The sequence below is a fragment of the Nostoc sp. genome, assembly GCF_036917135.1.
Lineage (GTDB): Bacteria > Cyanobacteriota > Cyanobacteriia > Cyanobacteriales > Nostocaceae > Nostoc.
This window is the reverse complement of record NZ_JBALEA010000025.1, coordinates 121,485-141,837: the sequence shown is the minus strand read 5'-3', so window position 1 is coordinate 141,837 and position 20,353 is coordinate 121,485. Positions and strand designations below refer to the sequence as shown.

The following is a 20,353-nucleotide window of genomic DNA, read 5'->3' as shown; positions in this document are numbered from 1 at the left end:
TTTCGATTTATTAAGCCTGCTTCGACACAGTTAGTCATCGAGCATTTGGGGTGTTGGTATCGGCTGATTGTGTGTTGATCGGATATGCATTTTTTGGTTGTCTGATAAAACCCAAACTCACTCGTTTCATAATCCAGTACAGCCCGACAAGGATCACAAAAGTGATAGCAATAATCACCAATGGCTGTTTACCAAGAATTTCCTCAACACCTTCAGCTAGTACGGCATCGGGTTTAGTAATAAAATCCCAACTGTTGAAACGCAAAAATCGTCCCCAATACACACCAATTGCACACAGAAAATGGGTAATCAACTCAAAGCGCCAAATCCATTGGCTTTTGCCGATACGATGTAAGTAGTGTCCCCAATTAATTAACGATATTACATAAGCTTCAAATCCACCTAGAATTACTAGCAAATACACAGGAATAAGTACTAAAGTAATTATCCACACCGATTGAATCGTGCGGATATCATCTATTAAGTGAATTACATCAGTCAACAAATATGGTGCATTTGGTAAGAAAGCATAGAAAACTAAGAATCCTAGCCACCAAAGCCAAGTGCCACCGCGCTTCATGCGAAATAGCCATACACTCAAAGCTAAAGGTATAAAGGCCAGAAACAAATTCCAAGTCATCCAACTCATATTAATTCGCAAGACCTGCATGACTCTGGCTATCAATTCTTCTTTCATAGGTGCTTACTCGGAAGATGTTTAATTGATGTAGATTCACTCTGTAGTGGTAGTGTTAACATTATTGATTGGTCAATTTTTTATAGTTCCCAAGAAAATTAGTTTTCTCCAACATCAGACAGTATTTTTGTGTCAGTTAAAAGTCAAATACACACTCATTCATGTCCAAAATTTAGAGTTTTTGTATGTTTCATGCTGGGGGATGAAATTTATTAATCAGCTTAAATCACTAGTATAGCCAGAAAATCATCAGGGTAAAATCTACCACCGAAAGGAAGTCTGAGCAGCAAAAACGCTGCGAATGACTTCTGGTAGACTTTTTTAATTGCAATTTTGCCCGTGTCGTGGCTATTAGATAGATTTCATTTTGTCCTGCTAGAGTTCCAGAAAGACCTAAAGTTTTTGTCAAGAGGGGCGGGCGAGACGCCTTTAACCCGCGCAGGCGGTCACTGAGCCTGCCGAAGTGCGGGTTTTGCCTATGTAGACGCGGTTTCCAACCGCACTTTTAGCGTTAAGTTGACACCTATGGCGAGATGCCCACCCCTAAGTCCTTAACTAACGCAGTAAAATTCGACTACGGGGACCGATCGCTTGCTTGGTCAAAGTCGATCCTGTACAACTCTTGGCAGAATTCTGTAAACAAGCAGTTTGAGCAAGGGTTGCAGGGGTCACAACTACTTGATTGACCTCCACGGAATTACCGTTACTCAATTCCATATTAGGTGTAGTAGAGAGCAATGGAGAATTCGATCCAGATGTGTAGGTTGTGGGTGTCGAGGGAGCGATCGCACTACCACCATCAACTGCGGATGTGGGATTAGGTGTACTACCACCGCTAATTACTGGCGGGGGAGTGGGTGTGCTACTACCAGTAGTTGGTGCAGGAGTTATGAGAGTTGCAGTTGCAGGTACTTTAATTGTTATTCTCGCTAGGGGAGAGTTAGTCATTTCCAAGGATGTCACCTTTGGCGAACCTGGGATATCTGACTTGAAATCAAAGACTGTGGGGGTTTTACCACCATTGCCATCGCTATATCGCACTCCATATCCACTCACTTCAAAAGTCCCCTGATACTGGTTGCCAGTCTTTGGATCGGTGACAGTACCAGTGTATAAGGCTTTTGTGAGATTAAATTCATCTTGAACTACTCCTTGAAATGTAGTTCCTGCCAATTGTCCTTGGTATTTATAAGGTGTCAACTCACCACCAGAGAGAATCGGCGAAGTTAAAACGCCATTAAAGGAGACAATGGGAATGCCTTTAAAGTCAACAAAATAATGCAGACTACCATCAGAGCGTGTTTGTACCTTCACATAGTCTGACTTGTATACAGGAACGTAATTAGGATTGTTATTAGTACCTAAGTTCCGCGAGTAAGTCCCAGTGTTGTCTGTATCAACACGAGTAGTGCTTTTATTGAAATTGGGATTATTTCTGGGAAGTTGGATAGTGCCTGATAATGTGCCAGTGCTTTGAATTGTGATTTGAGCGGAAGCACTTGTTCCACCTAAACCAATGAAAACTGCGGCTAAACAACTGTTGCTAACAACTGCACAACCCAATTTAGTTAATGAATCTAATTTCATAAAAAATTTGCTCCTTCTATAATCTAAAAAAATACGTGTATGTTTACGCACGAGTTTTTCTTGCTCCCACTGGATTAGGAAAGTATCTAATACTGAATAGCTCAGTATACAAACAGCGAGTTTTATTACACTTACATCAGTGTAAAATTAAAACCGGAAAGTTGCTCTTAATGCTCCAACTATTAATGGATCATTAGCAGCATTGTGATCGGGATTTAAAATGACAAACAAGCCTGGAGTCAGGGCGATGTTATCGCTCAGTTGGGCGCGGTAAAAAAATTCTAGATGAATTGATGTGTCATTACGTCCGCCTGCTGTTCCCCCATCAGAAAAGTTGGGAAAATTGAAGCCTTCGGGTAAAGTACTAGAAGTAATTTTGGGTGGTTGTCCTACGAGAACGCCCCCTAAATTCCCAGGATGCAGCAAATTGGGAAAAGCCGCGAACATCATCCAATTTGTGGTTTCCACACTTCCAGACAAGTTTAATGGCTTGGAGGAAGTAAAGCCACCCCAACCGCCTAACTGCAAGTTAGGGTTAACTCGCCAAGCAACGGTAGCGCCAATTGCTTGGGTATTGAAAGCTGTAGCATCTGCAAAAGGCGAAATTAGTTGAGAATCGCCAATACCACTTCCCAATAAACCATCTGGGGAGTGGGAATAAAGATAATGTACGCCGATATCGATGTGATTGGTGGGTGCTAGACTTAACTGAGCGCCAGTAGTAAATCTACCGCCAAATAGTCCGCCCTGCTTGCTGTCGCCAGGGAAACTGGGAATTTCCGCACTATAAACGCCTTGTAAACTAATGCGATCGCTAATTTGCCAGTCAAACCCTATACCACCAGTGCTATTACCAATACTTAAAATCGGGTTGCGCTGACCAAATAGAGAAATTGCACCGTCGCTAGAACCTTCTAAAGGGCTAATACCACGAAAGGTGTTGATGGGGTTGACTCCCGCCGTACCGATGACAATTCCCAAGTGATCCGAGATGAGAAATCGATAAGATAAGTCACTAATAACTAGATTGTTGTCTGTATTTGACTCGAAACCCAACCGCCCCATATTGGTAGATAGCAAGGATGCATTAGAACCCAAGTTACCCGCCGATAGCCCTGTTAGCAGCAAATCTCGCCCTGTAAATGAAGTTGCTAAGGTTAGTTGGGCGCTACTTGTGAAAGTCAGATTGGTTTTTCCCTGGCGTTCAGGTACTCCATCTCTGGGAAACAAATCGACATTGGGGCTATTGGTTCCCTGAACGCTAAAAATGGCTTGACCATATAATCTAGTAGTTGTAGAGAACTTATTTGCTTGTAATTCACTAGTTCGTTCTCCCACAGCCTCTACACGCTGCTGTAATTGCTGCAACTCTGCTTTGAACTCGCCCTGTAACCTTTGCAGCAAGATTAAATCTTGATTATTAACAGTATTAACTTTATTGTTAGCGTAGGCGATGCCTGCGGCAGGCATCGCATCGTTAATCTTCTCCAAGCAAGCATTTAAACCAGCTGCAAATTCATAACGGCTGATGCTACGATTCCCCAGAAAAGTCCCATCAGCGTATCCAGCAATGCAGCCATAGCGTTCTACTAAAGACTGCAAAGCACCAAAAGCCCAGTCGGAAGGTTGCACGTCATGGAGTTGTGATACTGAGGTGACTTGAGACATTGGGTTGTCTGAGTCTGGGGGATGACTAGATAGGGAAAATTCTTCTGTATTTTCCTGGTTCTGTGCAACTTCTGTTACAGGTTGAGTATATTTTCGTTCCAGTAAATTAGGCGAACTTATGAATTGAATTTTCTCTCTACTTTTTTTAAGTATATTTTCGTACTTATTATTGATAGCTAACAAGTTGGTTATACTTGGCTGCACAAATTCAGGCGGTGTAATTTCAGCAGGTGAGACAACTTGAGATAAATTTTCCTGTGTTGACTGCTGCACCGTGCTATCTGGCACAATTACGGGCTGTTCTGGTAAATTTAGCACAGACATTGGCGCTGTTGTCAGCACACTTGCCATCAGTATAATAATATCACTCATGGTATTCCATTTGACTTTCACCAACATTTATTTTGACAGGGAAAGTTGGTGTATATCAGGAAGTTTTTGAAGAAATAAGTGATAAAAGTTACTATAACTCGGAGCAGGGAGCAGGGAGAAGAGTTTTCCCCTCTGCCTCTTTTCAATGCCCAATGCCCAAATTGGATTATTCTGGTTGGCTACAATACTTATTCATTTCATTGACTAACGTATCTGACTGCTTGCCAACAGTTGTAGCTGCTGTTGTCAGTGTTGAATCAATTTCGGCTCTAGCCTTTTGGATTCTTTCTCTGCCAGATACAGAGGCTTCTGCTGTTTTGGTTGCACCCAGCGCCCTACCTGCCTTAGCGATCGCTTGACTGAGATTTTGAAAAATCTTGACAAAACCGCTTTGAAATTCTTTCAGCTTCGGATCTGTTAACTTCAGTTCCCCAATGGATTTAGTCACAAATTCTAAATCTTTAGATAGCTGTATGCTAGTTATCACTTGGGTTCCTTTATTTTTATCAATCAGAGAAGTTCCGGTATTCACAACTTGAATTAGTCGCTGGCATTGGGAAACTTTATTTTCGCTGCAACTAGTAACGAACAAAGCAATGCTCAGGCTAACAGGAGCAATAAAAGTATATTTATGTAAAACAGACATTAACACCCCAACAGCAATAAAAGCCACAATATAGTATTCAATATTACGACATTGGGCACTTGTACTGAATTCTTCCCCATAAACAACGTAACCGCTCAATAATCCGGGGTAAATCGCTCAGTGACAAGGCTCAAATGGCGTAAACTCGTTCTTGAACTGGTAGTTGCCCCGATTTATTGAGCGGATAGTAATGATGGATGAGCAGAACAATCAAAATTATCGTTCACAAAGTCGTTACTGACCGTCCCGCAGGCAGGGAACCACGAGTTCAAAAACGCCGCCCCAAAGCTTACCCCTTCATGACAAAACTTCGACAAGAATTACGTAAACAACTGCAAACTTCTTAATTAGCAACTGTTTCCGCTTTTCTTAGTACCATTTGTCTTTAGGCTACAGTGATTCCTAGCGTATAAGAACCAGGATTAAAAGAGCCAGAACTGAAAGTCCCGCCATTTTGCGGGAAATAATCATAATCACTTACTGAAATGGAGTAAGTACCTGCCCCTAGTGAAGCGGTGATTGATTGAGAAGTACTAGAACTCTGTAAGTTCCCGGCACTATTAAATAGGCCGAGAACTGGATAGAGACCGTTATAATTCGACGTGCTGATAGTCACACTTCCTGGGTTGGCTAAAGAAAATGTGAAAAAGTCGAAATCAGGATTGTTCCCTGGAAGTCCTGCCAGTTGAGCAGAGGTATTAACTTCTGAACCTAATGTTAAAGTACCTAGCTTCTCAGCAGTGGCTAGTGTGTTGTTTGTCCCTTGTCGAGCATCTTCTTTTTCGTAGAACAGGAAGTCGTCACTATCAAGCCTCAGAGTCGATGCTTGCACAACACCAACAAGTTCATCTAGCTCTCCTGAGTTGTCCAGAAATATCCTTGTATCGGCTCCCACAGTCTGCAAGCGATAGTCTGCCAGTGTTCCTTTGAGCTGGATTGTATCTTCGTTGGAGTTGAAGCCACTGATGGTAGCGTAGTCTGCAAAACCACTACTTCCACTGTTGTTATCGTCATAAAAGACATTAGTAGCATCTCCAAGTAAGAACTGATCTTCCCCAGGACCTCCAGTTAGGGTATCAATCTCCCCTAATCCAGGAGAATTAGAACCGTTAGTATCAACGCCTATGAGGACATCATTTCCAGGATCTCCAAGGAGAGCGTCATTGCCGACCCCGCCACGGAGGGTGTCATCGCCTTCTCCTCCTTTGATTTGGTCATTGCCAGCCCCGCCAAACAGGCTGTCATTCCCATCCTCGCCCAAGACGAGGTCATTACCTTCCTGACCATCAAGAAAGTCATCGCCATCCCCACCAAGCAAGGTGTCATTGCCGCTTCTGCCAAAGAGGGTATCACTGCTGCCTCCTCCAATCAGGGAGTCGCTAAAACTAGAACCAAAGACTTGCTCGATATTGAACAGGTCATCATTTCCATCTCCCCCACTGGCAGTTCCAGTGCTAAGGTCAACGGTGACTCCGACAGTGGCATTTAAATAATCAGCAGTATCAACGCCGTCTCCACCAAAGAGTTGGTCATCCCCGCCTCCACCAAGGAGAGTGTCATTGTCACTTCCACCAAGCAGAATGTCATTGCCGCTGCCACCTAGCAGGGTATCATTGCCTTCTCTACTAATGAGAGTGTCATTCCCGTCCTCACCAAGCAGAATGTCATTGCCAAGCCCACCAAGCAGGATGTCAGTGCCGCTACCGCCAAGCAGGGAGTCATTGCCGTTCCCGCCATTGATAAAGTCGTCGTTAGTCCCGCCAAGGAGGGTGTCATTGCCGTTATCGCCAAAGAGGCGGTCATTACCAGCCCCACCATTGACAGAGTCATTCCCGTCCCCACCACTGAGGAAGAAGTCATTGCCAGCTCCGCCAAGGAGGGTGTCATTGAACCTAGAACCAACGAATTTTTCAATCTCCAACAAGACATCATTCCTGCCCTGCCCTGTAGCGGTTCCAGTGGCAAGGTTAATCGTGACTCCGGCGGTGGCATTTAAATAATCAGCAGTATCAACACCAGATCCACCCAAGAGTTGGTTATTGCCAGTCCCACCACGCAAGGTGTCATCGCCAGCCCCACCACGGACAATATCGTTGCCTTCCTCGCCATCAAGCACGTCATCGCCAACTCCACCATCAAGCAGGTCATTGCCACCTCTACCAAAGAGGGTGTCATTACCGCGCCCGCCAGTTAGGGAATCGTTGAAACCAGAACCAAAGACTTGTTCGATATTAAATAGGACATCATTCCCAGCCCCTCCACTGGCAGTTCCAGTCGCTAGGTTAACGGTGACACTAGCAGTGGTATTTGAATAGTCAGCAGTATCAATACCAGTCCCACCAAAGATTTTGTCATCCCCGTCCCCTGCTTCGAGTCGGTCATTGCCATCCCCGCCAAGGAGGATATCATTGCCAGCCCCGCCAAGGAGGATGTCATCGCCAGCCTCGCCATCTAGCTGGTCATTGCCAGCCCCGCCATTGAGCGTGTCAACCCCTTCCCCGCCAAAGAGTTGGTCTTCACCGTCTTCTCCAGAGAGTCGGTCATTTCCGTACCCGCCTTCGAGAAGGTCATTGCCAGTTCCAGCAAGGAAAGCATCATTACCGAACCCACCAAGCAGGGTGTCGTCACCGCCTCTGCCAAGAAGTTGATCGTCCCCCTCATCGCCTTGGAGAAGGTCATTGTCAGATCCACCAAGGAGGATATCATCGCCGATTCCACCAAGCAGAGTGTTCTGGCCCCCCTCACCATTGAGAAGGTCATTGCCGTCCTCGCCATTAAGCGTGTCATTGCCAGCCCCACCCAAGAGGTCATCATTGCCGCCCCGACCAAAGAGGTTATCATCACCGCCCAGACCAAGGATAGCGTCATTCTCAAACGTGCCAATTAGAGTGTTATTCTTGTTGTCTCCAATAATGTCTGCCATATCAATCACCTCGGTTATAAGTTTGATTCAGAGATATTCGCTGGCAGAGGTCTCATCTATGACTAGCCCTGCCAGCTAGGGGAAAATCTAGATAGGTAGTTCAAATAAATGCAGCATCTACTTATTAGACTGTTTTTGTAACCGCTCAATAATCCGGGGTAAATCGCTCAGTGACAAGGCTGAAATGGCGTAAACTCGTTCCTGAACTGGTAGTTCGCCCCGATTTATTGAGCGGATACGCTTTTGCGTCATCATATTATACGGCGCTATGTGCATCTATCCACTTTTTCTTTTTTCCACTACCCCGATTTATTGAGCGGATACTAAACAACTCCTAATGTAGAGACGTGATTAATCGCGTCTCTACAAACTCCCTCATCTGAAATTACCAATCTATCGGCAAACCCAACTGGTCTAAAGTCGCACCATCTTGCAAAAGTGGTTGAATATCACTGTCTATTTGAATGCCACCACTAGACAGTACCAAAGCCCGTTGCGTAACTCTGCCTAACCAATGTAGATCATGGGAGGCAATTAATATCACCTGCACAGGTAACTTTAACAATACTTTTGCCAAATGACGCCGCCATGCTGGATCAAGACCGTTAGTTGGCTCATCCAAAATTAGAATTGTCGGTTCTAGGGCTAAAATCGAGGCTAGGGCGGCTAGCCGTCTTTGTCCACCAGAAAGTTCGTGGGCGGAACGATTGGCGTAGGGTTCTAGACCAAAATCAGCTAATAACTGACGGGCGCGATCGCTTGCTTCTGCTGCTGACATCCCATAGTTGCGTGGCCCAAAAGTAATATCTTCCAAAATGGTCGGCATAAATAGTTGGTCGTTGGCATCTTGGAACCCAAAGCCAATTTGACGACGCACTTGGGGTAAAGTTTGTGATTCTACGGGGATACCATTAATTGTAATTTTCCCAGATTGTGGTTGTTTTAAGCCGATCAGGTTCTCCAGCAAGGTGCTTTTTCCAGAACCAGTTGCTCCCATCAAGGCCACGCGATCGCCTTTGTTCAAGGTAAAAGAAATTTGTTGTAATACTGGCGACTGGCGAGAATAGGCATACACCAAGTTCTCAACCTCGACGACGGCTGTGTGGGGATTACTGGTTGATGTTTGGTAATTAGAAGTTAATGATTTCAAAATTTACAAACTCAATATGTAAAGGAGTGAGGAGAGACGCGATTAATCGCGTCTGTACTGGGGAGTGGGTTAAATTTTGTAAGAAGTTAGGGTTACACCAGCAGCGATCGCCCAAGCTAGTAACAGGGCAAAACGTTCTTTTGGTCTGAGGGTAGAATCTGTGGGCAATTGTCCGTTGTAACCACGAGCCACCATTGCCGCGTAGACTCGCTCTGCCCTGTCCAGACTACGGAGATACAAAGCTCCAATCATGGCAGCACTGGCATAACGCAGCCATCCCCCTGTTCCAGTCAAACCGCGTAATTGGGCGCTGCGGCGCATCCGCGTTACTTCGCAGAGCAAAATTTCCATATATTGCCCAGTTAACAACAAGTTTTCCCTTAAAGGTGCTGGTACAGGTAAGCTTTTGAGGGCGATGCCGACACTGTGGGGCGGTAAGGTTAACAAAAAACTATTCATCGTAACCAGACAAACCAGCGAACGAAGCAACAAAAAACTCGCTCGTTCCCATCCCAAGGGCAATGCTAGCAATGACAAAAAAATCAATTCTGTACCGAGTAATCCTCCCAATTGGCGAATTGGTACGCGCAACAGCCAAGCCCATAAAAGTGCGATCGCAGCATATACACTTAGTCCATACCAAGCAGAATGCTTCAATAAAGCTGCCCCGACTACAATCACTAGAGACAGTTGCAAGCGTAGCGGTAAGGAAAGTTTAAGCATTCTTCGGTTTCACCACATTGGCAATGCCAAAGGCAACAGCAAAGCAAACTCCAGACCCCAGAAGTCCAGCAATGCTGGTGCTAACTTTCCCATCTAAGCCCTTAACCTTGTAATCAGCCAAAGGAGTAGGAATTTCAACTACTGGGGCTTCTTTGTCTTTGAAGCGGTATTTTTCGGCTACTGAGTCCAATCCATCAGGCCAAGTTGAGGCAAACAGTGATAGCACACCAGCAATTAGGAGAACACTCACCACTGGCACCAACCACTTCTGTAATTGCGGCTGTTCTCCCGGTAAGAGGTCAGGTCGGACTTTGACAAGATAACTTAACACGCCCCCTGTAATCAGTCCTTCACCAATGCCAATCAAAATATGCACACCTGCCATTGCTGGTAAACCGATGTTCAAGGGTATTGTTCCTGAAATGGCTAACTCAATAGCGCAAGCAATGGATGCCGCCACCACACTGAATGCTGCTGCAATGCCAGCTGCTAGAGGTAAGCGTCCTCTAGAACCTCCCAGTAGTCGCTGTAATGGTTGGTATAACAACCAACCGACCCAGATTCCCACTAGCCCCATGTTAAAAATATTTGCCCCCAGTGCAGTAATGCCACCATCGGCAAATAGAACTGCCTGAATGACGAAAACCGTTGACATGGCTAAAGTTGCTGCCCAAGGACTACCCAAAACGATCGCCGCTAAGGTTCCCCCCAACAAGTGACCACTGGTACCTCCTGCTACCGGAAAATTGATCATCTGGGCGGCAAAAATGAAAGCGGTGGTTAGTCCCAATAGGGGCGCACGACGCATACCAAAAGCTTTTTGCGATCGCTCGAAGGCAATGAAGATCGCCGCCAAACTCACTAAACCAGTAGCCCCTGCCACCGGAACAGAAACAAATCCATCAGGAATATGCATGATTTACCCTGTATTTTTTAGATGTTCATTTACTCACAACAAGCAATAAAACTACGCTATCAAGTTAATAACAAACAAGATTTTTCTCTTTTTTGCAATGCCCTATTGGAGGATCTTAAATTGTTACTTTTTACACTCCCATAATCCAGTATCTACTCAATATTATACTTAATTTATTAAGTCGTTAATTTTTGTTAAGTTTATTTTTTATCACTAAAAGTTGATAAAACCTGCAAAAAGGAATATTTTTATACTTAAAAAACACTGAAGGGAGATATCCCCGAAGTAAACCCATCAAAATCCCAAAAATTCTGATGGGTTTACGTCTTTTAAGTCGGGGTGGAATGCCGACACGGTAAATTTATTTACCGTCAAGATTATTTTGCTTTCTGAAGGATCGTTGATATATTTCTGGATAATTGCAAAACTTATTTTACCAGCTATGTCGTAGAAATAAGCGTGACTCCACAAGGTCGAAAGTCTCAAAAAATGAGGAAATTCTTACCTTAAATATCGAGATGATCAACATTAAAAGCTTTACAGCAGATTTCAGGGAAATGAAGTACATATATAAAACCTAAAACCTTGTAGAGACGTAGCACTGCTACGTCTCTACGTGTATTCGATTAGAGCGCAATCTGCTTTAACTATTTGATTAATCGCAACACTAGAATCGGATTCGACTAAAATATGAACATAATATCGCGCTATTTCTAAAGCTTTGATAATCCATCCTTTTTCATTGGCCACTTCTGTTAAGATTTGGCTAAGTCTAAGCTTTATTTCTCACACCAAAACTTTCTTGCGACCTTTGGAAATCCCAACTAAATGGACATTTGCTGAACCAACTCAATGATTGTTATGTTGATACTGTCTGTTATTTGCTGCATTCATTATAGAGATACAATAACTAATTGACAGGAACAATGCTTTATTATATATTTGTTTCCAGGTCGATACTATCTCTAAATCAAAAGATAAATGATAGCTAAAATTTCCACTGATTCATTCATCACAGAAATGCCTTTAATTATTGACAGTAAACAAGAAAAAGCATTGCTAGCTCCGTTTCAAGCAGGAAGACAACTCTATAATGCTTGTTTGGGTGAAATAATGACAAGGTTAGAATTAGTGGGGAACTCATCAGCTTATTAGCAAGCTAAAAAGATACACAGAGGTAATAAAAAAGAAAGAAGTAATGCCTTTGCAGAGACAAGAAAAGCTTCTGATTATGGCGAATACGACTTACACTCTTATGCTGCACAGGTAGCTAAAAATTCAAACTGATTTTCGGAGATGTATAAAAAGTAAAACTACTGTCGCACAAAGTTTTCAGTGTCAGTTTGAGCATTGCCAAAAATTACACCAAACTACTTTTAAAACAACCTCTTAGAGTCGATCTCTGTCGAGGAAAAATCTCTTAGCCAGATAGCTAATAAGGCCAAATACCTAACTTAACTTTTACCCGATTCTCCGCACTTGTAGCGCAGAGAGTGGCTCAACTTGCAAGTGTTACTTAACTTCTTTGAGAGAAAAACCATTCATGACCAGAATTATTAAACGAATAGCATTAAAGCTTGCAGCGCTCCCAGAGGTATTGAAGAGAAGACAACTGCGGCAACTCTTAAAGATTGCTGGCAGTGTTTTTTTTGTTCTTGTTGTTGTGATATATGCGTTGCGAGGGACGGCACAAACCATCTCCCCATCTTCTGTTTGCGCTGTACCACCTGCGGGAAGCATTGTCAAAAACCCACCAGAAATCCGCAATCCTGATGCCACCCATGCAGCAAACTTTACGGTTGTCAACATTGCCCCTAAGCAAAACTGCTATGTTGTCAATGGAAACCTGCAAGCACCAACTATTAGGGTTAGTCCAGGTAACACAAACTTAGTACTGAGATTGAATAACCAATTACCAGGTCAAGCAAAAGGAACACAAGACCAAAACTGTCAACGCCAATATCCTGGAGGAATGGCACCTGCAAATTCAACCAACCTGCATTTTCATGGCTTGAGTATATCTTCAAAATGCCATCAGGACGAAGTTGTGCGGACGGTGGTTGAGCCGAAACAGACCTTCCAGTACAATATCAATATTCCACAGGGAGAGCCACCCGGACTATACTGGTATCACCCACACGTCCACATGCTGAGTCAAACCCAAGTGCTAAGTGGATTAACAGGTGCCATTATTATTGAAGGCATCGGGAAGTATAACAACCAAGCTGCTCGACTTCCAGAACGGGTGTTTGTGCTACGTGATACGGATCTACCAAAATATTTTGACTATCAGCAACCACTGAAGGATATTTCCATCAACTCAGTTCCAATTAAGTATAAAGGTGGGGGGATTTACGATCCGCCAGCCATCATTCAAATGAAACCCAATGAACAACAGTTTTGGCGTGTGGCTAATACTGCGGCGGATAGCTTCTTTGATTTGCAAGTCCAATACAATAGCATTGCTCAACCGCTTCAATTAGTATCAATGGATGGTGTTCCAATCAATGCTAATAGTCAGTTGCTGAACCAGACTAAATCTGTCTACCACATTCTGCTACCCCCAGCCGGAAGGGCAGAGTTCATGATCAGGGGTCCTCAAGCGTCGGTTAAAGATGCCAAGTTTTTGACGCTGAATTATGTCACAGGGGCACAATACGCTAGGAACCCACAACGAACTATAGCTAAAATTCAGACGCAAGCGGCATCATCTGCTTCAGCCTCAAATCCTGAGTTAAGCGTTGACTTAAGCAAGGTATCGGGCAATCGCTTTTCTGGACTAAATCAGAACAAGCCTGTAAAGCAGCGCAAGCTCTACTTTTCTCAAACAGCTCCTAATGTACAACCAGAGCAGTTCTACATCACAGTCGAGCCAAATAAGCCGAAAGCTTACGATCCAAACTTCAAGACTCCCGATATCACGGTTCAGGAGGGAACGACTGAGGATTGGATCGTGGAAAACCGAACTTCGGAAGTCCATAACTTCCATATCCACCAAATCCACTTCCTCGTCTCGAACAGTTCCGATGCAAGTGAGATCGGGATGATGCGCGACACAATCAATGTACCTGCCTGGAACGGTAAGCCAAACACCCCGTTTCCCAGTGCGAAACTGCGAATGGATTTCCGAGGTATTCAGAATGGTACAAGTATTGCAGGTACCTTTGTCTACCACTGCCATATCTTGGAACACGAAGACAAGGGTATGATGGCATCTATTCAAGTCAAGAGTGCTAACTAGACCCGTCAAAATTATACAGCGTTTTGCAACTAGCTGCCTATAGAGAGATAGCAGCCAATTCCTCAGAAGTATTTGTCAACGAAGAGGAGTAAGTTTGTGTAGCCGCGATTTCCAATCGCTCGGTGTTTCTTCCAAAAGTGGATGCTCCCAAAATTTCTGACTTGATCTTCAAAACTCAGGTTTAAATTGATGGTAAGCAAGTTAGTAGTAAGAACTTCAGTCTTTATATCTTAAGCACTAAAGTGCTTACTACTAACTCTTAATTACTAGCTTGACAAAGTAGTATTAAGAAATCATAAAAATACGCTTTATAAACTGTATATTTTCTGACTTAATTTACTTAATTATCAGGTGTATTTATATAAAAATATATCGGTATTGTAAATATACCATAAAAATAAGTGGTAAAATCTAAATTTTAGATAAAACTTGCGAAAATACTCTGAATCGAAGTGCGGAAATTACTAAACTTTCAGAAAAGCTAACTGTAACAAAAGTATTTCTTAAGTTTTAAATAACTAAGTTCAGTCAATAAAGCCAGCAGTTCGGCTCTATTTTCCACGGACTTGAGACACCCTCGTTCTGCAATTTGGAATATGAAGACAAACTCATCCAACTTACTGTTAACAGTACCAACTGGTCCACTAAAGATTTTAGATTTGCCTCCTAACCCTGTGGATACAGGTAGTGAATCTATTCATCTTTCTCTAGTAATTCCTACTTATAAAGAGCGTGACAACATCAAGAATGTGGTCAGTATATTAAGTCAATTACTGGATGAATCTATTCCCGGGAACTATGAGCTAATAGTGGTAGACGATGATAGCCCAGACCGAACTTGGGAAATAGCACAATCTTTGACGACAGAATACCCACAGTTGCGGGTGATGCGTCGCCAACAAGAACGGGGGCTGTCCTCTGCGGTGATTCGTGGGTGGCAAGCAGCGACGGGGAATGTGTTGGGGGTGATTGATGGAGATTTGCAACATCCACCAGAGGTACTGATACAATTATTGCGTAGTGTTGACCAGGGAGCAGATTTGGCAGTAGCCAGCCGTCACGTCGAAGGTGGTGGTGTTAGTAGCTGGAGTGTTGTTAGGCGTTTCTTGTCTCGTGGCGCTCAGTTGTTAGGCTTGGTGATCTTACCGGGGGTACTGGGCAGAGTTTCTGACCCCATGAGTGGTTATTTTATGGTGCGTCGGAGTGCGATCGCCAATGCAACACTTAATCCCGTAGGATACAAAATTCTCTTAGAGGTAATCGGGCGGGGAAAAGTAGACCAAGTTGCCGAAGTTGGGTATGTGTTCTGTGAACGTAAAGAGGGTGAAAGCAAAGTTACATGGAAGCAATATATAGATTACATCCACCACTTAGTGCGGTTGCGGCTTTCCACAGGGCGAGCAGGACAATTGAGTAAAAAAGTCAATTTCCCCATTGGTCGATTCCTGCGCTTTGGGTTGGTTGGCTTTAGTGGGGTATTTGTGGATATGGGATTACTTTATCTACTCAGCGATCCAACTACTTTGGCTTTGCCCCTGACACGTAGCAAAATTATTGCTGGTGAAATCGCAATTTTAAATAATTTCTTTTGGAATGACGCTTGGACATTTGCTGATGTCAGCGCTAGACAGCAAGAATGGCATCAACGCCGGAAGCGCTTTTTAAAATTCAACGCCGTTTGCCTTGCTGGACTCCTCTTGAACGTACTGATATTAAATCTGGTATACAATTTTATCATTCCTAACCGTTATATTGCCAACTTTATTGCGATCGCAGTTGCTACTATCTGGAATTTCTGGATTAATTTAAAACTTAGCTGGCGCGTCACTGACGTAAAATAGTCACAACGAGGGATTTGAGATTTTGATTTTTGTTTTTAGATTTGAGAACGAACTTAAATCTCGAACGTCAAATCTACAAATTCATTCGTGTGAGTCTTGCCAATGAGAGTTCTTTTCCAAGGTGCATTTTATTTTTATAGAAAAATTATCGCGTTGCTATCTGTATCTACTACCCATTTCCTGTCTTTGGCAAATATAAACTCTGGCTCACAACACAAGGATTGGCATAATTGGCAGACTCGTCTCCCTGCTTCTTGGCTTCACCCCTTGCTGATCTTAATATGGTTGATCATCGGCATCAGTTTACGCCTAGCCAACTTGACTGCAAAGCCTCCTTGGACTGATGAGTTTTCTACCTTGGTGTTTAGTTTGGGGAATACTTTTTTAGGAGTTCCCCTAGATCAAGCGATCGCACCTGATATCCTATTGCAACCACTGCAACCAAACCCAGCAGCTAGTATTGGTGATGTGGTTCATAACTTACTTACACAAGATAACCATCCACCACTGTATTTTGTCCTGGCTTACCTGTGGATGAAATTATTTCCCAGCGATGGAGGATTAGTATCGCTATTTGGGGCGCGATCGCTACCAGCCATCATCGGTGCGATCTCCATTCCCTGTGTTTACATATTAGCTAGAGTAGCGTTTCGTTCACGATTAGTGGGACACTTGACTGCTGCCATGATGGCAGTATCACCCTACGGCGTATTTTTGGCGCAAGAAGCGCGTCATTACACCTTGGCAGTCTTATGGGTAATTGGTTCCCTTACCTGCTTAGTAATTGCCACACGTCATATTCAAAACCGCACACCTTTACCCATCTGGGTAGCACTTTTCTGGGTAGTAATTAATGCTTTAGGTGTTGCGACTCATTACTTTTTCACCCTCACCCTCTGTAGTGAAGCTCTAGTTTTGATTTTTCTGGCTTGGCGTCAATTGCAGACTAGCAGCAAATTTTCTCTCCTCTTCTCTCCTCCTTGGCGGCGCATCTATGCCGTTGCTACAGGTACTTTTGTCACGAGTTTGATTTGGCTACCAATCTTTTTAGAGAATAAATATCGGGAAAATTTGACCGAATGGATTCAAGGTTCGCGCGTTGGACTAGATTGGTTCAGCCCAATCTTTCAAGCTTTAGGAACATTGATTGCCATGATTTGCCTGTTACCAGTTGAATCTTCACAGATATTGGTTGTGATTCCTTCTGGAGTGGTGATGTTGACTTTCTTTATTTGGGCAGTACCAATTTTGCTGCGGGGGATCAAGATTCAACTACAGCACCCAGAAAACGGGATAATGATGCAGGTGTTTATCGGAATTGTGATCGGCGCGATCGCTTTATTCTTTATCTTTGCCTACTTTTTGGGAATCGATCTAACTAGGGGCGCTCGTTATAACTTTGTATACTTTCCCGCGATCGTTATTTTACTAGGGGCAAGTCTCGCAGTCTGTTGGCATCCTCTCAAGGAATTGATGGGAAGAGAATCAGGGAAAAATGGCATAAAAGAGATCGGCAGATGGGGAATAAACGGGAAAAAAGCCGTGATGTTAATTTGGTTAATGGCATTGCTGAGTGCAGTTACAGTCTTCTGCAATCTTGGCTATCAAAAATATTATCGCCCTGACTTGTTTGTGCAACTAATTAAACAAATATCCCCAGTGCCAGTACTGATTGCCACCACCCACAAAACTTATGTACACACTGGGGAAATGATGGGGGTAGGTAGGGAAATTAAACTTGCCAATTCACTCCAAAAACCTCTGTTTCTCCTTGCCCATCAAGACCAAGATCCGAATACTTCTACCATTGCTCTGGAAAATACTTTAAAGAATTTACCACGACCTTTTGACTTATGGTTGGTAAACTTTCACGCTCCTGTTGCAGAAACAGTCAAAACATGCATTATATCTGATACTAAATCTTTTCCAAGGGTGAATGGCTATGAATATGAACTTTATCATTGTCAATAAGCTGGGAAGTGGAAGCCCATGAAAAGCTAACCCACTAACCCCATTCCCAAAGTTCTAAGGGGAAAAATTCCAAGTCTCTCTGTTTAATTCTTGGGGTTTGACCGAGTTTTTTTACCAAATAAACCAGACATACTTAATCCTGTTGCCAACAATCCCAGAAGTCCTAATCCGTTCAAAATTGGGTAGATTCCTTCCAGATGAAAGATTTCGCCCGTATGGATACTTAAGAGGAAGCTAGCTGGAACTCCTATACTCATAGACCACTCGCGAACAAACGTTGTTAACATCCCAGTCAGTACGGTTAAAACAAGTGGCACAGATAAGATGATACCAAAGATCCGATGATACTTACGAAATGAGCGTTTCATAATAGTTCTCCGATCAGTATAAACTTTATTACAATCTAGGCTCACTATCACCTAAATTGCAAATTTAGATGATAAAAATCGAGTCTTGTCAGACAAGACTCGAAGTAAGCAATTGGTATGAGGAGTTTTTAGAGACTCTGTTCTTAAGTTAAAGCACAGCAGGTAAAAAACTCGGAAAGATAAAATATTGGTTTTTTCGGAGTTTTTTATCTTAATAGCTTTAATATTTGAATGGCAGAAATATTACCCAATATTTTTGTTCATAGTGAGCGCGATATCTGAACACTAGTTCTGTTCTTGATTACACTCTCAAAAGCCTTGAGAAAATACTAATTCTATTCAGCACTCAGTATTGGCTCTTAAGCCTCTTCAACTGGATAGTTATTTCTGCAAGGCTGTATTAGTCTACAAAAACGAGTTTTGATGAGGAGTCTATAATGAATCGTTTTAATCCTGTACTGATAGTCTCTCTAATCAGCCTGATGGCTTTGGTTGGATGCAACAAGGGTGAAGAACCTACTGCACAGACATCACCTGCTGGGAGTTCTGTCTCTGATACGGCAAGTCCTGCGGCGACAACCAGCGCCCAAACATCTGCTAGTCCTGCTGCGACAACCAGCGCCCCAACAGCAGTTAGTCCCAATGCAAATACCGAATTTAAAGGTTTAGAGGCTGTTGTTACCAATACGAAGACGGCAGTTGTGGCGGGAAATTTTACCAAAGCTAAAGGGGAATTTGATAAGTTTGAGGATTTCTGGTCAAAGGTTGAGGATGGAGTTAAAGCGAAATCTCCCACTACCTACAAAGAAATTGAAGATAAATCTGATGAGATTAAGGCAGGGCTTAAAGCCTCTGCACCAAATAAACCAAAATTGTTAACAGCCTTAGCGTCTCTTAACAAGAATGTCACTAGTGTTGCCAAGCCTTAAGAGGATGTTTGAAAAGTCCTCTTATCGGTAGCAAAAAGTTATAGATCCCCCTAAATCCATGCCACTTGATGCCAGTCCGCTCAAGTCGGGAAACCCGCCCACGCGGCTGGCTCCTCTACTTGGGGAGACACGCCAGATCCTCCACTTGGGGAAACCCCTCTGAGCGACTGGCTCCCCAAGACCGCAGTGGCTCCCCGATAAATTGGGGGACTTTGATTCCGGTTCTCCCCTTTTTAAGGGGGGTTAGGGGGGATCAATCAGTGCCTAAAATTACAGCAAACCACTTTTTAAACAACCTCTTACTTAGCGCTCTTTGCGTCCTTTGCGGTTCGTTCTTTTATCCATCAAAATGTATAGTTTAAGGTGTTCTTGGAAGAATGGGTTCTCCTGCAACATCATCTAAGCGGATGCTGCCTAGTAAATTCCGCCACTGTGCCTGAAGTGCCGCATTTTGAGGATTTTTTTGACGCAGTTCAGCTAGCGTCGTCAGTGCCTCGTACCATATCCCCTTTTGGGCATAGATTGCGTAGCGCTTTAGAGGTTCTGCCGTTTCTAGTTCTTTGACTGTTGCTTGACTCAGGTTAACTCGTTGTATTACCCCTTCAACATAAGTCCAGGGAGAATTTTCTTGTTGATCACAGTTAATGCTGAAAAACCAGCGATATTGTTTGTCTACTGCTAAAGCCGGAGCAGTAGTAGGCAAAGAAACGCGGATGACTCCTGACTTATCCGGTAAAGCGATCGCTTTTCGGTAAATCTCTTTAGAGTTTTTAGACTCAGGATCTTCTTGCAGTACAAATTCAACTACATAAGGCAAATCTTTAGTATAAGGCACATAGAAAAACCAACTTGGGCGTTCTAGCGTTGTCTGTCCCCAGACATTAATCACTGAGTTAGCTTCTTCAGTAAAGGGCACGAAAGCAGTCAGATCAGGTTTAGTAAGTGGACATCCCAGCGTCCCGCGCTTTGCTCCACCACGAACGCGACCTCCTGGAGGGGGACCTGGTGGAATTGGAGGTTGATTAAAGGTTGTGCCTTGAGCAAGGGTTTTAAGATCAGAGCGTAGGCGTAGCCCGCCTTCTCTACGAGACGCTCCGCGAACGGCATCGCTACCTGAAGAAGCAGAGATTGATTTCGCCGGTACCAGAATCAGGCTAACGAGTAAACTTGTACAGCTAAAAGCTACTACTAAAAACAGTTTTATCGGTTGTGAATTTGAATTCATAAAAACCTCATCGGATTTTAGATTTTAGATTTTAGATTTTAGATTTGGCATTGAAAAGAGGCAGAGGGGCGGGGTGCAGGGTGCAGAGGGGAAAAC

General features: G+C 43.5%; 17 protein-coding genes and 1 pseudogene. 6 read left to right on the top strand and 12 right to left on the bottom strand.

The annotated features are described in order from the left end of the window. Window positions 1-34 precede the first annotated feature (34 nt). The 4 genes from V7K50_RS07410 to V7K50_RS07395 all read right to left on the bottom strand — a co-directional run bounded on the left by V7K50_RS07410 (window position 35) and on the right by V7K50_RS07395 (window position 4,970). Entirely contained in the window at window positions 35-697 is a 663-nt protein-coding gene (locus tag V7K50_RS07410) for a DUF1361 domain-containing protein (protein WP_334958621.1), read from the bottom strand. Between the two features lie 555 nt (window positions 698-1,252). Beyond that, window positions 1,253-2,284, bottom strand: a complete 1,032-nt coding sequence (locus V7K50_RS07405) for a hypothetical protein (protein WP_334958619.1) — start codon at window positions 2,282-2,284, stop codon at window positions 1,253-1,255. Window positions 2,285-2,431: 147 nt separating this feature from the next. Beyond that, window positions 2,432-4,324: an iron uptake porin gene (locus V7K50_RS07400; protein ID WP_334958618.1), complete on the bottom strand. Its 1,893-nt coding sequence runs from the start codon at window positions 4,322-4,324 to the stop codon at window positions 2,432-2,434. 166 nt (window positions 4,325-4,490) lie between these two features. Further along, window positions 4,491-4,970: a hypothetical protein gene (locus tag V7K50_RS07395; RefSeq protein WP_334958681.1), complete on the bottom strand. Its 480-nt coding sequence runs from the start codon at window positions 4,968-4,970 to the stop codon at window positions 4,491-4,493. 197 nt (window positions 4,971-5,167) lie between these two features. On the opposite strand from V7K50_RS07395, the gene V7K50_RS07390 reads away from it, so the two are divergent. Further along, window positions 5,168-5,317 carry a hypothetical protein gene (locus tag V7K50_RS07390; RefSeq protein ID WP_334958616.1) on the top strand — a complete coding sequence of 50 codons (150 nt, stop codon included), beginning with the start codon at window positions 5,168-5,170 and terminating at the stop codon, window positions 5,315-5,317. A 38-nt stretch (window positions 5,318-5,355) separates the two neighbouring features. Here the strand turns inward: V7K50_RS07390 and V7K50_RS07385 are convergent, their stop codons facing one another. The 6 genes and pseudogenes from V7K50_RS07385 to V7K50_RS30650 form a co-directional block, all read right to left on the bottom strand. After that, window positions 5,356-7,893, bottom strand: a complete 2,538-nt coding sequence (locus tag V7K50_RS07385) for a calcium-binding protein (RefSeq protein ID WP_334958614.1) — start codon at window positions 7,891-7,893, stop codon at window positions 5,356-5,358. Between the two features lie 117 nt (window positions 7,894-8,010). Further along, the gene (locus V7K50_RS07380; RefSeq protein WP_334958612.1) at window positions 8,011-8,148 is read right to left on the bottom strand and encodes a hypothetical protein; all 138 of its coding nucleotides are present in this window, start codon (window positions 8,146-8,148) and stop codon (window positions 8,011-8,013) included. A gap of 130 nt (window positions 8,149-8,278) precedes the next feature. Further along, window positions 8,279-9,043, bottom strand: coding sequence for an energy-coupling factor ABC transporter ATP-binding protein (locus V7K50_RS07375; RefSeq protein WP_334958610.1), 765 nt, complete (start codon window positions 9,041-9,043; stop codon window positions 8,279-8,281). 69 nt (window positions 9,044-9,112) lie between these two features. Continuing rightward, the gene (locus tag V7K50_RS07370) at window positions 9,113-9,766 is read right to left on the bottom strand and encodes an energy-coupling factor transporter transmembrane component T family protein (protein ID WP_334958608.1); all 654 of its coding nucleotides are present in this window, start codon (window positions 9,764-9,766) and stop codon (window positions 9,113-9,115) included. Beyond that, window positions 9,759-10,682, bottom strand: a complete 924-nt coding sequence (locus V7K50_RS07365) for an energy-coupling factor ABC transporter permease (protein ID WP_334958606.1) — start codon at window positions 10,680-10,682, stop codon at window positions 9,759-9,761. The genes V7K50_RS07370 and V7K50_RS07365 overlap by 8 nt, the downstream gene beginning before the upstream one ends. A gap of 393 nt (window positions 10,683-11,075) precedes the next feature. Then, window positions 11,076-11,576: pseudogene (locus tag V7K50_RS30650) on the bottom strand (transposase); the annotation flags it as partial. 87 nt (window positions 11,577-11,663) lie between these two features. Between V7K50_RS30650 and V7K50_RS07360 the strand changes: the two are divergent. From V7K50_RS07360 to V7K50_RS07345, 4 genes are all read left to right on the top strand, one after another. Beyond that, window positions 11,664-11,837 carry a hypothetical protein gene (locus V7K50_RS07360; RefSeq protein ID WP_334958604.1) on the top strand — a complete coding sequence of 58 codons (174 nt, stop codon included), beginning with the start codon at window positions 11,664-11,666 and terminating at the stop codon, window positions 11,835-11,837. Between the two features lie 388 nt (window positions 11,838-12,225). Continuing rightward, window positions 12,226-13,923 carry a multicopper oxidase family protein gene (locus V7K50_RS07355; protein WP_334958603.1) on the top strand — a complete coding sequence of 566 codons (1,698 nt, stop codon included), beginning with the start codon at window positions 12,226-12,228 and terminating at the stop codon, window positions 13,921-13,923. A gap of 596 nt (window positions 13,924-14,519) precedes the next feature. Then, window positions 14,520-15,764, top strand: a complete 1,245-nt coding sequence (locus V7K50_RS07350; protein ID WP_334958601.1) for a glycosyltransferase — start codon at window positions 14,520-14,522, stop codon at window positions 15,762-15,764. Window positions 15,765-15,866: 102 nt separating this feature from the next. After that, window positions 15,867-17,735, top strand: coding sequence for a glycosyltransferase family 39 protein (locus tag V7K50_RS07345; RefSeq protein ID WP_334958599.1), 1,869 nt, complete (start codon window positions 15,867-15,869; stop codon window positions 17,733-17,735). A gap of 83 nt (window positions 17,736-17,818) precedes the next feature. Here the strand turns inward: V7K50_RS07345 and V7K50_RS07340 are convergent, their stop codons facing one another. Continuing rightward, window positions 17,819-18,103 (bottom strand): peptidase, encoded by a 285-nt coding sequence (locus V7K50_RS07340; RefSeq protein ID WP_334958597.1) that lies wholly within the window; start codon window positions 18,101-18,103, stop codon window positions 17,819-17,821. Between the two features lie 437 nt (window positions 18,104-18,540). Between V7K50_RS07340 and V7K50_RS07335 the strand changes: the two genes are divergently transcribed. Then, on the top strand, window positions 18,541-19,032 hold the full coding sequence (locus tag V7K50_RS07335; protein ID WP_334958595.1) for a DUF4363 domain-containing protein: 492 nt from the start codon (window positions 18,541-18,543) through the stop codon (window positions 19,030-19,032). A gap of 358 nt (window positions 19,033-19,390) precedes the next feature. Here the strand turns inward: V7K50_RS07335 and V7K50_RS07330 are convergent, their stop codons facing one another. Continuing rightward, a complete protein-coding gene (locus tag V7K50_RS07330; protein ID WP_334958593.1) occupies window positions 19,391-20,257 on the bottom strand; it encodes a DUF928 domain-containing protein in 867 nt (288 codons plus the stop codon). Between the last annotated feature and the right edge of the window lie 96 nt (window positions 20,258-20,353).

What these genes read in the sequence shown, in the direction of transcription:
- V7K50_RS07385 (WP_334958614.1), bottom strand. Translation starts at nt 7,893, where the DNA reads ATGGCAGACATTATTGGAGACAACAAGAATAACACTCTAATTGGCACG.
- V7K50_RS07400 (WP_334958618.1), bottom strand. Translation starts at nt 4,324, where the DNA reads ATGAGTGATATTATTATACTGATGGCAAGTGTGCTGACAACAGCGCCA.
- V7K50_RS07360 (WP_334958604.1), top strand. Translation starts at nt 11,664, where the DNA reads ATGATAGCTAAAATTTCCACTGATTCATTCATCACAGAAATGCCTTTA.
- V7K50_RS07405 (WP_334958619.1), bottom strand. Translation starts at nt 2,284, where the DNA reads ATGAAATTAGATTCATTAACTAAATTGGGTTGTGCAGTTGTTAGCAAC.
- V7K50_RS07350 (WP_334958601.1), top strand. Translation starts at nt 14,520, where the DNA reads ATGAAGACAAACTCATCCAACTTACTGTTAACAGTACCAACTGGTCCA.
- V7K50_RS07395 (WP_334958681.1), bottom strand. Translation starts at nt 4,970, where the DNA reads ATGTCTGTTTTACATAAATATACTTTTATTGCTCCTGTTAGCCTGAGC.
- V7K50_RS07340 (WP_334958597.1), bottom strand. Translation starts at nt 18,103, where the DNA reads ATGAAACGCTCATTTCGTAAGTATCATCGGATCTTTGGTATCATCTTA.
- V7K50_RS07345 (WP_334958599.1), top strand. Translation starts at nt 15,867, where the DNA reads ATGAGAGTTCTTTTCCAAGGTGCATTTTATTTTTATAGAAAAATTATC.
- V7K50_RS07365 (WP_334958606.1), bottom strand. Translation starts at nt 10,682, where the DNA reads ATGCATATTCCTGATGGATTTGTTTCTGTTCCGGTGGCAGGGGCTACT.
- V7K50_RS07355 (WP_334958603.1), top strand. Translation starts at nt 12,226, where the DNA reads ATGACCAGAATTATTAAACGAATAGCATTAAAGCTTGCAGCGCTCCCA.
- V7K50_RS07410 (WP_334958621.1), bottom strand. Translation starts at nt 697, where the DNA reads ATGAAAGAAGAATTGATAGCCAGAGTCATGCAGGTCTTGCGAATTAAT.
- V7K50_RS07370 (WP_334958608.1), bottom strand. Translation starts at nt 9,766, where the DNA reads ATGCTTAAACTTTCCTTACCGCTACGCTTGCAACTGTCTCTAGTGATT.
- V7K50_RS07380 (WP_334958612.1), bottom strand. Translation starts at nt 8,148, where the DNA reads ATGATGACGCAAAAGCGTATCCGCTCAATAAATCGGGGCGAACTACCA.
- V7K50_RS07330 (WP_334958593.1), bottom strand. Translation starts at nt 20,257, where the DNA reads ATGAATTCAAATTCACAACCGATAAAACTGTTTTTAGTAGTAGCTTTT.
- V7K50_RS07390 (WP_334958616.1), top strand. Translation starts at nt 5,168, where the DNA reads ATGAGCAGAACAATCAAAATTATCGTTCACAAAGTCGTTACTGACCGT.
- V7K50_RS07335 (WP_334958595.1), top strand. Translation starts at nt 18,541, where the DNA reads ATGAATCGTTTTAATCCTGTACTGATAGTCTCTCTAATCAGCCTGATG.